Source organism: Alteromonas sp. 07-89-2 (assembly GCF_013113925.1).
GTDB classification, from domain to species: Bacteria; Pseudomonadota; Gammaproteobacteria; order Enterobacterales; family Alteromonadaceae; genus Alteromonas; species Alteromonas macleodii.
Window position 1 is genome coordinate 1 of record NZ_VTYM01000047.1, and the last position, 14,312, is coordinate 14,312.

General features: G+C 42.8%; 13 protein-coding genes and 1 pseudogene. 12 read left to right on the forward strand and 2 right to left on the reverse strand.

Annotated elements, in window-relative coordinates; all coding sequences use genetic code 11:
• The first annotated feature begins 389 nt into the window (after window positions 1-389).
• Window positions 390-1,127, forward strand: coding sequence for a transporter substrate-binding domain-containing protein (locus F0261_RS19125; protein ID WP_171338675.1), 738 nt, complete (start codon window positions 390-392; stop codon window positions 1,125-1,127).
• Between the two features lie 224 nt (window positions 1,128-1,351).
• Here F0261_RS19125 and F0261_RS19130 read toward each other — a convergent pair.
• Window positions 1,352-1,708, reverse strand: a pseudogene (locus F0261_RS19130) (transcriptional regulator); the annotation flags it as partial.
• 47 nt (window positions 1,709-1,755) lie between these two features.
• On the opposite strand from F0261_RS19130, the gene F0261_RS19135 reads away from it, so the two are divergent.
• The 7 genes from F0261_RS19135 to F0261_RS19160 all read left to right on the forward strand — a co-directional run bounded on the left by F0261_RS19135 (window position 1,756) and on the right by F0261_RS19160 (window position 8,322).
• Window positions 1,756-2,187 carry a hypothetical protein gene (locus F0261_RS19135; RefSeq protein WP_171338676.1) on the forward strand — a complete coding sequence of 144 codons (432 nt, stop codon included), beginning with the start codon at window positions 1,756-1,758 and terminating at the stop codon, window positions 2,185-2,187.
• A gap of 149 nt (window positions 2,188-2,336) precedes the next feature.
• On the forward strand, window positions 2,337-3,188 hold the full coding sequence (locus tag F0261_RS19140) for a DUF692 domain-containing protein (RefSeq protein ID WP_171338677.1): 852 nt from the start codon (window positions 2,337-2,339) through the stop codon (window positions 3,186-3,188).
• Window positions 3,185-3,949, forward strand: coding sequence for a putative DNA-binding domain-containing protein (locus F0261_RS19145; protein ID WP_171338678.1), 765 nt, complete (start codon window positions 3,185-3,187; stop codon window positions 3,947-3,949). The genes F0261_RS19140 and F0261_RS19145 overlap by 4 nt, the downstream gene beginning before the upstream one ends.
• 153 nt (window positions 3,950-4,102) lie before the next feature.
• A complete protein-coding gene (locus F0261_RS20165) occupies window positions 4,103-4,225 on the forward strand; it encodes a hypothetical protein (protein ID WP_256253717.1) in 123 nt (40 codons plus the stop codon).
• Between the two features lie 22 nt (window positions 4,226-4,247).
• Window positions 4,248-4,784, forward strand: a complete 537-nt coding sequence (apt, locus tag F0261_RS19150) for an adenine phosphoribosyltransferase (protein WP_014950051.1) — start codon at window positions 4,248-4,250, stop codon at window positions 4,782-4,784.
• Between the two features lie 41 nt (window positions 4,785-4,825).
• Window positions 4,826-7,957 carry a DNA polymerase III subunit gamma/tau gene (gene dnaX, locus F0261_RS19155; protein WP_171338679.1) on the forward strand — a complete coding sequence of 1,044 codons (3,132 nt, stop codon included), beginning with the start codon at window positions 4,826-4,828 and terminating at the stop codon, window positions 7,955-7,957.
• A gap of 38 nt (window positions 7,958-7,995) precedes the next feature.
• On the forward strand, window positions 7,996-8,322 hold the full coding sequence (locus tag F0261_RS19160) for a YbaB/EbfC family nucleoid-associated protein (RefSeq protein WP_014950049.1): 327 nt from the start codon (window positions 7,996-7,998) through the stop codon (window positions 8,320-8,322).
• Window positions 8,323-8,458: 136 nt separating this feature from the next.
• Here the strand turns inward: F0261_RS19160 and F0261_RS19165 are convergent, their stop codons facing one another.
• The gene (locus F0261_RS19165; RefSeq protein ID WP_171338680.1) at window positions 8,459-9,247 is read right to left on the reverse strand and encodes a ferredoxin--NADP reductase; all 789 of its coding nucleotides are present in this window, start codon (window positions 9,245-9,247) and stop codon (window positions 8,459-8,461) included.
• A 237-nt stretch (window positions 9,248-9,484) separates the two neighbouring features.
• Between F0261_RS19165 and F0261_RS19170 the strand changes: the two genes are divergently transcribed.
• The 4 genes from F0261_RS19170 to htpG all read left to right on the forward strand — a co-directional run bounded on the left by F0261_RS19170 (window position 9,485) and on the right by htpG (window position 14,167).
• Window positions 9,485-10,207, forward strand: coding sequence for a hypothetical protein (locus F0261_RS19170; RefSeq protein ID WP_014979750.1), 723 nt, complete (start codon window positions 9,485-9,487; stop codon window positions 10,205-10,207).
• A gap of 241 nt (window positions 10,208-10,448) precedes the next feature.
• Entirely contained in the window at window positions 10,449-11,396 is a 948-nt protein-coding gene (locus F0261_RS19175) for a hypothetical protein (RefSeq protein ID WP_014950046.1), read from the forward strand.
• 5 nt (window positions 11,397-11,401) lie between these two features.
• A complete protein-coding gene (recR, locus tag F0261_RS19180) occupies window positions 11,402-12,001 on the forward strand; it encodes a recombination mediator RecR (RefSeq protein WP_014950045.1) in 600 nt (199 codons plus the stop codon).
• Between the two features lie 243 nt (window positions 12,002-12,244).
• Entirely contained in the window at window positions 12,245-14,167 is a 1,923-nt protein-coding gene (gene htpG / locus F0261_RS19185) for a molecular chaperone HtpG (RefSeq protein WP_014950044.1), read from the forward strand.
• Window positions 14,168-14,312 lie beyond the last annotated feature (145 nt).

Below are 14,312 nucleotides of genomic sequence, written 5' to 3' on the forward strand. Positions count from 1 at the left end.
AGTGAAACGTATTAGCGCCGATGGTAGTGTGGGGTTTCCCCATGTGAGAGTAGGACACTGCCAGGTCCCAATTAAGAAGAACCCGCCTAACGGCGGGTTTTTTGCGTTTGGAAGAAAGAAATAATGGGGTCAGAGTACATTAATCCCCATTCCCCCAGCAACACCTCAAATTGGGGTCAGAGTACATTTCTCTGATTTAGCGGCACTGGGGATTAATGGAATAACTATGTTCTGATGTTTAAAGTAAAAAGTACTCTGACCCCATTTCTTGTGTGCTTGTGCTGTAAGCATATTTTGACTGGGAGAGATCTAGTAATAACATCTCCTTCCTATAATTTATTCACAAAATCCTATATAAATAATTTATCAGTGAATAAATCGGTAAAAATGTGAAACGTAAGGTTCTTTTAGGTTATTGCTTAATTCTTATTTCTTGGGCGTATTGCGCAAGCTCTGAAGAAAATTTAAAAACAGAAAAGTCTATTACGCTTGGTGTTGTTGAGTTCCCACCATTAGTGATTAAAGAACCCGACTCTTCGCGTTGCCATGGTGTAGCGATAGATGCAACTGTAGCTATATTGGCTAAAATGAATTATCACGTATTAGTTGAATGCATGCCTCCGGCCCGTTTGTTTGAACGTGTGAAGACCGGGAAGGTCGATGTCACAATTAATGTCAGAGGTACTTCAGCGTTAGACCAGAACGCTACATTTATAGACGCTCCATTTGTTTACTTATCTATTGTACTTCTACATAACGGACAACTTGCGGATGATAAGTCAATTTCGGCAATTCGCGGCTATGACTATTTAGGTATTCGACAGGCACTTAAGCAAGAAGGTTTCGAATTTTTTGATATGCCGACAAGTAGCGACGCAATTCACCTTTTTGATGTTGGAAGAACGTCTTATCTAATTAGCTACAAACAACCCTATCAATTTTATACAGAGTCCTTAGGTAGTCGATTGGTTGAGGTAAGTATTTCAGACAAATTGACCGTACCTTCCTATTTTGCAGTTTCAAATCACAGCAGGTACAAAGATGAACTTGTTGATAGTTTGAATCTAGTTACTACACATATAAGCGACTCTACAATATTAGAATCCTATCGAAGTGCGAATAAATAACTCTTTCCTTACCAAGCTGCACAACTATTGCCTATACGAATCGAGTGGCTCCGTGCCCCACTCAGTGTCAGGCACTTCATACTCGTGTCGAATAAAAAGCTCACTGTTAATATGGGAGTGGCAACGAATGAAAATCTTTGTTATGAGATCATAACTTAGCTGTTGCAAGCGGCTGATACGCTTTTGTATAAAGCTAAATTTCGAGGCAGTGAACAAATATGTTTAGGCCAGCACTGAGCAACGATCTCGTCAGAGGATACTACTTCTCCTTTTTGCTGACACAACAGCAGCAGAACATTCATGGTTTTCGGCTCTAGAGTCCTCTTAAGCTTGGCGAGAGATAGAGTATTGCTGGTTACATCGACTTGCCATTGACCTAGATAAAATTGTTGCTTCACCGCGTTTACCCTGTACTTTTTGTAGGTACTGTACTTAACTTTTTCTGTTAACTTATTGTAAAAGTATGCAGATGCACTTTTGTTAATATAAAACCTTTTAATATCAATGTCATAAAAATTAATTGTAAAAAAATTAATTTTTGTGAAATATCCTTTAAGCCCACAGGGTCTTTTAAAGTACACGTGCTTACTGTACGTCAAACATGACTAATATTATTGAGGGTACATCAATGAAACAAATCAAAAAATCATCAGTAGCGACAGCGTTGGGTGCAGTTGTAATTGGCTCTTTGGCGTCAACGGTTGCAGTAGCAGATGTAAATCCATTTGGTATGCAAGCATTAGAATCTGGTTACAGCCAATTCGCTGCGGAAGGCAAGTGTGGCGAAGGAAAATGTGGCGGCGACAAAGCAGAGAAAGAAGGCAAGTGCGGCGAAGGTAAGTGTGGCGGCGACAAGAAAGCTGAAAAAGAAGGCAAGTGTGGCGAAGGTAAGTGCGGCGGAGACAAGAAAGCTGACAAAGAAGGCAAGTGTGGCGAAGGTAAGTGCGGCGGCGACAAGAAAGCTGAGAAAGAAGGCAAGTGCGGAGAAGGTAAATGTGGCGGCGACAAGAAAGCTGGTAAAGAAGGCAAGTGCGGCGAAGGCAAATGCGGTAGCATGTAACCGCCATTCAAAAAACATCGTGTAGCTTGAAAAAGAATGATTAAGGCTACACGAGTTACGCTTAGCAAAAAATGGCTGTCGAATGATGGCCTTTTTTGTCTAGTAACGTACGTTACTATTGTGCAATCCCATGCGGTAAAGGGGAAGATATGAAAAACATCTGTGGCGCAGGTCTTGGGTTTCGTCGGGAAATGCTAAAAGTGCTTTTACCTACATTGCCAATTGAAGTCGATTTTTGGGAAGTAGCCCCTGAAAATTGGATCCCACTTGGTGGGAAGTACCAAGAACAATTTCAGCAAGCGTCTTCGCAAGCTCCCTTTACAACTCATGGTTTATCTTTGTCTATCGGAAGTAGCGACAAACTAGATGTTGAGTTTGTAAAAACCGTTAAGGGATTTTTAGATGCAAACAATATTGCCTTGTATAGCGAGCACTTAAGCTTTTGTTCTGGCAACGGTCATATGTACGATCTGATGCCAATTCCCTTTACTGAAGACGCGATTAAGCACGTAGTATCTCGAATTGTTCAAGTTCAAGATATTATCGAACGACCGCTGGTCTTAGAAAATGTCTCTTATTACATTGCGCCAGGCCAAGAGATGGATGAACTTGAATTTACCAAGAGCATACTAAATGAATCGGGTTGCAAAATGCTTCTCGACGTAAACAATGTTTACGTGAACAGTATCAACCATAAATACGATGCGAAAGCGTTTATTGACGGCTTGCCCTCAGACAAAGTTGTGTATGGCCATATTGCTGGTCATTATGATGAAGCAGAGGATTTGAAAGTTGATACTCACGGGGCTGATGTCATTGAGCCAGTTTGGGCGCTGTTGGAGCACGCTTACCTCACTCACGGCGTATTTCCAACTTTGCTAGAGCGTGATTTTAATATTCCTCCTTTAAGCGAATTATTAGCGGAAGTGAAGAAAATTAAGCAAATTCAAGCAAAATGCGAAGCTGTTCAAGCATCAAACGTTAAAGGAAGTGTCGCGTGACTCAGTCATTTCAAACCACTCAAAAAACATTCGTTGATGCGATCAAAGACCCACAGACATTTTGTGATACCGACGCTGATCACATTCGTCGGATGAAAATCTATCAATCCCTGTTTTTTAACAACATCGATAATTTCGTCAGTACCGGTTTTCCCGTTTTAAAATCTATTGTGGTAAAACAGTATGGTGAAAAAGGATGGGAGAGTATTGTGCGTCAGTTTTTTATTGAGCACGAATGCCGCTCTCCTTATTTTGCTGAAATAAGTAAAGAGTTCGTTGAGTACCTTTCAACAGAGCCAACCTTCGATATTACTCTGCCCGACTTTGCTGCGGAGCTTGCTCACTATGAGTGGCTTGAGCTTGACGTCAGTATCAGAAAAAACGAAGACGACATTGAATTTTATCAACAAGGAAACAATGTTACCGCCATTAGGGTGTCACCGTATGCCTCGTTGGCGGCATATCAGTTCGAAGTCCATCTAATTGGTGAGGATTATATCCCAGAGCAACCTGCCGAAGAACAGCAGTTCTACGTTGTTTACAGAGACCGTGAGTTTGACGTTCAATTTACTCATGTTAATCCGGTGACGGCTATTTTAGTCAACACGCTGGAACAAAATGAACTGGGAATGGAAATAGAACAATTAGCTGAGTCGTTGTGCCAACAACTTCCCCAAATTCCTTCGAACGTGCTTATAAATGGTATGAACCAGACCCTCACTGACATGTTACAAAAAGGAATACTGCTTCCAGTATCCTAAGTAACCATTACTATTTACCTGCTTTATATTAAACTTTCGCCAGGATCTGGTCTGAAAGTGAGCGATCGATCATATTAGCGCTGTCAATCGGGCTTGCTTTCGATTAACATTTAGCACCATTTTTTTGTTCACAAAATTGTTTAGGTAGTGCAAATGGCTGACAATTCAGATTTCAAAGAAGTCTATAACAAGTGGTACTTTCTAGCATCGCTAGTAACTCTAATCGCGTTCCCGTTGATGCATATCATCGCCGGCTGGTTCACCTTCTGGTTATAACGCAGACATTCAAGGCATAATTGTGACTGCAGAATATATTAAATCAGTAGTGAAAACCGTACCTGACTATCCAAAGCCAGGTATTTTATTTAGAGATGTGACCAGCGTTTTAGAAGATCACAAAGCATTTAGTAGCTGTATCTCGTTACTTGTAGAAAAGTATCAAGGTATGGGATTTACCAAGATAGCAGGTACTGAAGCACGCGGGTTCCTTTTTGGTGCGCCATTGGCCATCGAAATGGGCATTGGTTTTGTTCCAGTGAGAAAACCCAACAAACTTCCTCGTGAAGTAGTGAGCGAGAGCTACGAGCTTGAATATGGCATGGATACATTGGAAATCCATAAAGATGCCATTGAGCCAGGAGATAAAGTCCTTCTTATTGACGATTTACTTGCAACTGGTGGAACGATAGCCGCTTCTGCGAAACTAATTCGTTCACTAGGCGGTGAAGTAAACCATGCAGGTTTTGTTATTAACTTACCGGACCTAGGTGGCGAGAAGAAATTGAGTACGCTTGATATAGAAAGCTACTCTATTTGTGAGTTTGAAGGCGAATAATCGCTATAAAGCATAACTAGCAAAAGGCGAAATACGTAATAATGAGTTATCAGGTACTAGCAAGGAAGTGGCGACCGGGCAAGTTCAGTGAACTTGTGGGTCAGGAACATGTTGTCTCTGCCATTTCAAATGCTTTGGATAACGATCGTCTACACCACGCTTATCTGTTTACTGGTACGCGAGGCGTAGGTAAAACTACCATTGCACGTATTTTTTCGAAAAGCCTTAACTGCGAAGAAGGACAAGGGGCAAACCCTTGCGGTCAATGTAACACCTGTAAAGAGATAGAGCAGGGGAACTACGTTGATTTGTTAGAGATTGACGCTGCATCAAGAACCAAAGTTGAGGATACTCGCGAGCTTCTTGATAACGTGCAATACAAACCCACTCGCGGGCGTTACAAAGTGTACCTTATCGATGAGGTACACATGCTTTCAAAACACAGCTTTAATGCGCTGTTAAAAACGCTGGAAGAGCCACCTCCACACGTTAAGTTCTTACTGGCGACCACCGATCCTCAAAAGCTTCCGATAACCATCTTATCCCGTTGCTTGCAGTTTAACTTGAAAGCCATGTCTCGGGAGCAGATTGTTGGACAGCTGCAGCATATTTTAGAGCATGAACAGCTGCCTTTTGAGCCACAAGCGCTAGCGCTTTTGGCAAGAGCCGCCCAAGGCAGTATGCGTGATGCGCTGAGTTTAACAGACCAAGCGATTGCACAGGGTGGAAATCAAGTGCTGGCATCGGTGGTAACCGATATGCTGGGGCTGATGGACAAGAACCAGTTGCTTAAAGTGGTTCATGCGGTAGTAAGTAAAAGTCCTGCTGATGTATTGCAGTTAGTTAATGACATCGCAGAGCAAGCCCCCGATTATGACAACGTACACAGCGAATTGGCTAGCCTGCTGCACCAAATAGCGTTAACGCAATGGGTGCCTGAAGCATGTAAGCTAGAAACCACATCGGCTAAAGCGATATTTCAATTAGCGAAAACTATTCCAGCTGAGCAAGTGCAGCTGCTATATCAGATTGCACTGCAAGGAAGAAAAGACTTACCGTTTGCTGCGGATGGAAAAAGTGCGTTTGAAATGACATTGATGCGAATGATGTCGTTTGCTCCAAACACCCCCATCGACGACACCGTAAGTGAAATTGAAAACGGGAGGAGTGAGCATAGTTTACCTGTAGATCATGCTTCTTCCAGTGGTGGCCCGGGAAACGTCGGTAAGCAGGAGGAAGCGCCGTTAAGCGAAACTTCTGCAACCAATGTGCAGGAGGAGACGCCTTCACATCTATCGGTTGAATCTACCTCTGAACAGTCGTTAGAAAGTGCGCCATCTACCCCAGACTCACTTGCTACATCAATAATCGAAAAAGAGCAGCAAGAACAATCGACGTCTCCATTTGAATCACAGCAAGAGCAGGAACACGCAGCCGCTGATGAAAGCGAGTTGAGTGGAAGTGATACTCTGTCGGCGCTACCTCATTCAGAGTCAGGTGCAACGTCGACTCAAACAACAGCACTTGAGCGTGATGCTTCACATGATGATGAATCTGTAAAGCCAGCTCCAACTTCATCTATTGAAGAACTAGCCGTAGAAAACACCGCGGTACAAGTGGTACAAACAGAAAGCGTTGCTGCAGAGCTTGAACCAACGCCAAGTAAAGTCAGTGCGTCCCATAACGAAGCTGCGCAATATTTCGATGAACCTCCGTTAGATGCGTACATGGACGATATGCCACTTTCGTCAGAAGATGATGGCTCTTTAGGTTTTGACGGTTTTCAAAGCGCTGAAGGTTTTCATAACGCTGAGGGCTCTTATGACGCTGAAGGTTTTCATAACGCTGAGGGCTCTCATAACGCCAAAGGCTCTGATAAAAACAGCGAGTCGTTGGCGCACGAGAACGAAGCGTCTTCATTAACCGCAGAAGAGCAGCTTACTTCTACGGCTGATATGTTGGCACTTCGTCAAAAGTTGAAGCAAAGAAAAGCACAAGACGCAGAGGCAAAAAGTACCAGCGCAGCAAATGCTAAGACCGAAAGTGCAAGCGATATTCAAGCGCGTTTTACCAGAAGCAAAGCCGAGGCTTTGAGTGCTGCACAAACTGCACATGGAATTAATAAGGGTGGCGATAATAGTTCAGGGCAGCCTAGTGCTGATAATGAAATCAAGAGTGGTGATTTAAACCCCGTTGGGCATGAAAACAGCCGTGAGCTGCAAGATCATAGCCCTGAGCTTCTAAATAGTAGTCCTAAGCCTCTAAATAATAGCCCAGAGCTTAAAGAGATCAGCCCAGAGCGTATAGATAGCGGCTCAGAACATAAAGACAATAGTGTTGCGCGCGGTGACACTCCTCAACTGGAAAGTACAAATTCAGGCTCGTCTTTAGGTAATACTCACGCGTATTCTTCTGACGCTATGCATACTAGCGAGTCAGAAAAGAATCATTCTAGCTCAAACCACACGAGCGATTTCTCGCTTGATGAGTTTGAAGAGGATATGCCTTTTTCAAATGACGAATCTGAGGCGCAATCAAACTCGGAAACACCGGTTGAGGATATGCCACCTTGGGCTACTGATTACGATAATCAACCACCTCAACACGTTGAAGGTGCTGATTATGTTGAAGCGCCCTCAGATAGCAGCTCCAATTACGACAGTGCCCCTGAGCAAATGGAAAGTGCGGGAGATAGGTCTTTTGCGCGGGATGCTCTAAATTTTGATACGCCGCTGAGCAGTACCTATGACGGGCAGTTAAAAGCGTACTTAAATGACGGAAGCAAATTAACTCACGCTAGCCAAATTGACGAATGGAGCAATCTAGTTGAGCAAATGCCAGTTGCTGGTCTACTCAAACAATTGGTGCTGCACGCATCATTTTCTCGAGCGGGCAATCAAGTGTCCCTTGAAATTGACCATAGTCAGACGCATTTATTAAATGATAGTGCGAAAAAGCAATTGGTTGATGCAATCCATCATGGGTTGGGTGAAAACGTTGAAGTAAATATCACGTTAGGTGAACCAGCATCTACACCTTTTGCGTTACAACAAGAGATTCATGCCATGCGCCATGCGCATGCACACTCGGTGATTAAAACCGACGATACAATTCAAGCATTGCTATCGACTTTCGATGCGTCAGTGCTAACCGATTCGGTTAAAGCGCGATAGCAGAATTATTAACACCAAAACGAAGCGAGACAAAAATTATGTTTAAAGGTGGAATGGGCAATATCATGAAGCAGGCGCAGCAAATGCAAGAGCGCATGCAAAAAGCACAAGACGACCTAGCCAAAATTGAAGTAACAGGTGAAGCGGGTGCAGGCATGGTTAAAGTAACCATGACGTGCAACCACAACGTACGTCGTGTAGACATTGATGAGTCATTGATGGACGACGACAAAGATATGGTTGAAGATTTGGTTGCTGCAGCATTTAACGACGCGGTACGTCGAGTTCAAGAAACTAGCAAAGAGAAGATGGGTGATGTAACTGGCGGAATGCCATTACCTCCTGGCTTCAAAATGCCGTTTTAAATAATTATGTAAAGCTAGAAGCGATACAGCTTGCAAGTATTTTGCGAGTGAAATCATAGAAAATCGCCGGCAACACGCCGGCGATTTTTATTGAGAATTTAAAATGTTGCCGATAGTCAGGCCAATGCGTTGCGCATTACTTTTCAATAAATGCTTGTTCAATTACATAATGCCCCTGACGGCGCGAGTTAGCTTTCGAGAAGCCCTTGTCGTCTAGCATAGACATAAGGTCTTGTAGCATATTGTCGTTGCCACATAGCATGAATCTGTCATTTTCAGTGTCTAATTCAGGCATACCTATATCATCCAGCAACTTTCCGCTTTCAATTAGCTTCGTTATCCGTCCTTCGTGAGCGATACCGTTTTTCTCATAACTTTCTCTCGTAACAGTAGGATAGTAAATGAGTTTCTCACGCACTTCGTCACCGAAATAAGGGTTGTTAGGAAGTTGGTGCTCAATTTCGTTTTGATAGGCAAGTTCAGAGCGCCAACGCGTTCCGTGAACTAATATGATTTTTTCAAAGCTTTCATAAATGAAAGGATCTCTGATAATACTCATAAATGGTGCTAGACCTGTACCAGTGCTGAGCAAATAAAGATGTTTTCCGGGTAACAAGAAACCAGGCACGAGCGTACCTGTAGGCCTAACATTAATCATTACCTGGTCACCAGATTCTATATTTTGAAGGCGAGAAGTAAGCGCACCATCTGGCACCTTAATACTAAAAAATTCCAATTCCTCATCATAATTTGGGCTTGCGATGCTGTAGGCCCTCATCAGTGGCCTACCATCTACTTCAAGACCAATCATAACGAATTGACCACTTTCAAAACGAAAAGATGATTCTCTCGTTGTTTTGAAACTAAACAGAGTGTCATTCCAATGGTGAACTTGGGTTACGGTTGCGTTTATAAGATTTCGCATTCGTTTTCCTACTTACTTAGTCATCAAGCCATGCTGCCATTCTCGCATACTTCACAATGTGATAATAGTTATCATTACGGTTTGTGGTATCGATATACGCACGTAAAATCCAACGTGCTATGAGTTTTAAATAAGTATTTTTAGCAATAGTTCAACCAGGCCTTTCTTCCGTAACATTAAAACACTGTCACATTCAGTCATTTAGCTTGCGCATGGCAAAGGAACACAAATAATAGAATGTGGCAGTTCGAAATGAGGGAGGATGCTGTGTTAGCAAAAATGTTAAAACGCTTTCAGGCCCAACGTAATTGTGCCGTCGAAAACCCGTCTATCAGTAATACCGCTGTATCTCTTTGGAAGGACACAGGCCAAGTCTACTATCTAGAGAACACGCTGAAGCTTACTTATCAGTCCTGCGCGGGAAAGATAACAATTGAAAAGCTCTCAATGACGTCTTTAGCTCAAGTTCTTGCTGAGCTTCAAGCATTGGATACCGTCTCAACGCTAGCGCAAAAGGAGACTGCAAATCAGGTAGATGCATATAGTGTTAGTGTGTGTGGTGTAACTTGGCAAACCGCAGACAATGGTCAGAGCATCCGTATTAAAGCGCTTCCAGAAGCTGCTACTCTGCGCAGCCCTACTGCCTGCTTCACAAAGTCTCAAGCAATTTTCAAACACGCCTTTATGCTTGAACATGATGACTTACTCACACCTGCATCATTGAGTAAGCCCGGGATCTTTACATACAATCGGATATCGTTAAATGATTTCATTAGTCAGTTAGCGCTGGCTAACGAAAAGTTAGCAAATGGGCAAAAAGCTACAGTGAGCGTTGGTCATCAAAATTTTGAAACTGCATTTACTGACCATGAGCAGTCAATCATTGAACAATTCATAAAGCACGATGAAACCGTATTCAATAAAGATGGACGTCAACGTCTGCTTACTGATAAAGGTTAGGCTTGTTTTCAGCCCGATACGTTGATAATTATGGGCTGATACACAGCTTACAAATACTGAGCGCATGCCCAACTCATCGACATTAACATTAAAATCTCATTTAACCGTTGTTCCGTAGAAAAAGTGTCCCAAATAGTTGAATGATCGTTGTATCATTGCGTTTTTTATCTTTCAGAAAACTCAACGTGTTCAGTTAACCGCTAATCGCGAAAGTTAACTCGTTAAAATAGAGGTTTTAGTAGTGCTAAGGAAAGGCTTAGTTATCACCACGGTTATTTTACTACCCATCGCAACCGTGTTGTTTTTTATGAGTATTCACGACCTGTTTAAAATGAAAACAGTAACGGTCGACCCGAAGCTTAAGGAAATTTCAGGTATAGAATACGATAAATACAAAAGGCTTTGGGCCATTAACGACAGTGGCGATGGACCTATCCTTTATATGCTCAATAAAGATGGAACTATTGAGAGGGAAGTGACAGTTACAAATGCCAAAAACGTCGACTGGGAAGACATGACACAAAACAGTTTCGGTCATTTCTTTTTGGGAGACTTCGGTAACAATGACAACAAGCGACGCTGGTTAACGATTTATAAAATTGAAAACCCCATTGACATAAAAACCGATACCACAGAAGCAGAAATCATTAAGTTTACTTACCCGGAAATGGGAAAAGGAAAAGTAAAACCGAAAGACAAGAACTACGATTTGGAAGCGTTCGTAGAGTACAAGCGTAACCTCTACCTGTTTACAAAAAATAGAACAAAACCCTTCGATGGCATCACCAAGTTGTATAAGGTGGGGGACCATGCCGCTAACTTTGACGCACAGCTCATCGGCGAATTTAAAACCTGTACCACCCTTGAAAAGTTATGCTGGATCACATCGGCTGCAATAAGCCCTGATAGGACTAAACTGGTGCTGTTAGATTCAACAAGCCTGTGGTTATTTGAAAATTTTGAAGGCGATAACTTCTTCAGTGGCGATGTGTCGCGTATTGATTTAGGCGTAGTCACACAAAAAGAGGCAGTGACGTTTTATGACGACAACACGCTGGTTTTCACCGATGAAGAGTACAAGGGGTTATTTGGGGGCAACATTTATGAAGTTAAGCTCGACCAAGCAAAGCGGAACGTGATTAAATACCGCGAAAGCTCGAATCAAAAAGAAAAAGCACCAAAGCAGTAAATACTATGAAGTTCAGTCCGCTACTCTCAGAATTAATTCAGGCACTAACGTGTCTTCCCGGCGTTGGCAACAAGAGTGCTCAGCGTATGGCATTCCACCTATTAGAGCGTAATCGCACTGGGGCAATTGATTTAAGCAACGTATTACACAATGCCATGGAGCATATTCATCATTGTAAGCGCTGCAGAACATTTACTGAAGACGAGCTATGTGACATTTGTCGTCACCCTGAAAGAGAAGCAAGTGGCTTGTTATGTATTGTTGAAAGCCCACAAGACGTACTAGCAATCGAACAAACCTTAAGTTACAAGGGGCAGTATTTTGTGCTTATGGGTCATTTGTCTCCTATTGACGGCGTTGGGCCAGAAGAAATTGGTCTTACTGAGCTTGAGGCTCGTCTTGCCGCAGGTGGGATAAATGAAGTTATCCTCGCCACAAACCCGACTGTAGAGGGGGAGGCCACGGCACATTATATCGCTCAACTTTGTGCAAGCCATAACGTTGATGCGTCTCGAATTGCCCACGGCGTGCCGGTTGGGGGAGAGCTCGAGTATATTGATGGTAATACTCTCACCCACGCATTTTCGGGTCGCCGCAAACTATAGTTCTATAAATTTGCCTAAACTCATTATTCTTAGTAATTAAAACACTCAACGTAGGTCCGCACCTGGCGGGCCTACGTCACGTTCTCTCTTATCGTTTGCCCACAAAATATTCAACATCAGACTTTATTGAAGATAAATCTCCTTATAAAAAATAAATTTTCGTTCTAAACGTTGAAAAGTGCGTTGAGCGACCTTACCTGTTTAACATCAAACGTGATCCATTCAACGAGGAGATATTGGATTATGGCTGAAGCAGCCCACAAAGAAACCCACGGTTTTCAAACAGAAGTAAAACAGCTTCTTCATCTGATGATTCACTCTTTGTATTCAAACAAAGAAATTTTTCTACGTGAGTTAGTGTCAAACGCGGCAGATGCTGCGGATAAGTTACGCTTTCGTGCGCTAGAAAATGACAGTCTTTACGAAAACGATGGCGAGTTAAACGTTAAGCTTAGCGTCGATAAAGAAGCAAATACCGTCACCATTACCGATAACGGTATTGGTATGACTCGCGATGAAGTCATTGCGAACTTGGGTACAATTGCTAAGTCAGGCACTAAAGACTTCTTTAGCAAACTTTCTGGCGATAGCGCTAAAGACTCACAACTCATTGGCCAGTTTGGTGTTGGCTTTTACTCTGCGTTCATCGTAGCTGACAAAGTAACGGTGCGAACTCGTGCTGCTGGTGCAGATGCATCGCAAGGCGTTGAGTGGATTTCAGACGGTGAAGGTGAATTCACTATTGCTGAAATCAACAAGCCTACACGTGGCACCGAGATTACACTTCACCTACGCGAAGACGAAAAAGAATTTGCTGATGCATGGCGTTTACGCTCTATCGTAAGTAAGTATTCTGATCACATCAGTATTCCTGTGCAGATGTGGAAAGATGAAGTGCCTGAAAGTGAAGGGCCTGATGGCGAAAAAATTGAAGGCCAGCCTGGTGAATGGGAAGTCGTGAACAAAGCGACGGCGCTATGGACTCGTGAAAAGTCTGAGATTACTGACGATGAGTATAACGAATTCTACAAGCATATTTCTCATGACTTTGCTGATCCGCTTGCATGGGCGCATAACAAAGTAGAGGGTAAAACGGAATATACAAGTTTATTATATATCCCTTCTAAAGCGCCGTTTGATATGTGGAATCGCGACCAAAGTCATGGTCTTAAGCTTTACGTTCAACGCGTTTTCATTATGGACGACGCCGAACAGTTCATGCCTACTTATCTACGTTTTGTTAAAGGTTTGCTAGACAGCAATGATCTTCCGCTTAACGTGTCTCGTGAAATTCTACAGGACAACAAGATAACGCAAGCGCTACGCCAAGGTTGTACTAAGCGCGTATTACAAATGCTTGAAAAAATGGCGAAGAACGACAATGAAAAATATCAGTCGTTCTGGAATGAATTCGGCAACGTGTTAAAAGAAGGGCCGGCTGAAGATTTCAGTAACCGCGAGAAAATTGCTGGCTTGTTACGCTTCTCTTCTACACACGGTGAGTCTGATGCACAAACCGTATCATTAGCTGACTATATTGAGCGAATGAAAGAAGGCCAGGATAAGATTTATTATGTGACAGCAGATAGCTTGCAAGCTGCCAAGTCTAGTCCTCACCTTGAGATTTTCCGCAAGAAAGGAATTGAAGTGCTATTGATGGGCGAACGCATTGACGAATGGTTAATGTCTCACCTTACTGAGTTTAACGAGAAGCAGTTTGTCTCAATTGCGAAAGGAAACTTAGATTTAGGCGACTTAGAAGACGAAGAGTCTAAGAAGGCGCAAGAAGAAGCAGAAAAGCAAGTTGAAGGTGTTCTTGAGCGAGCTAAAACTGCACTTGGCGATAAGGTTGTAGACGTTAAATTTACTCATCGCTTAACAGATTCACCTGCGGTCATCGTAGCAGATGACAATGGCATGACTACGCAAATGATGAAGCTTATGCAGGCAGCAGGGCAGACCGTGCCAGACGTGAAGTATCACTTTGAACTTAACCCTGAGCATAGCTTGGTGAAGCTGCTGGCGGATACCCAAGATGAAGAGTTGTTTAATCAGTGGGTAGGCGTATTGTTTGATCAAGCTGCACTGTCAGAACAGGGTAGCTTGAAAGACCCATCTAGTTTTGTACAGAACTTGAACACGCTTCTAATGAAGTTAGCTAAATAAAGCAATAAACCATTAAGTTTACATTTAAAAACGGGCGTAATGCCTAATGCCGATCAGTTAAGAAAATTTTCATGATCGGTTGACCGATCTTTTTAAGGCTTCAAAATCCGATATCAGTCTCTGGTATCGGATTTTTTAATGTCTT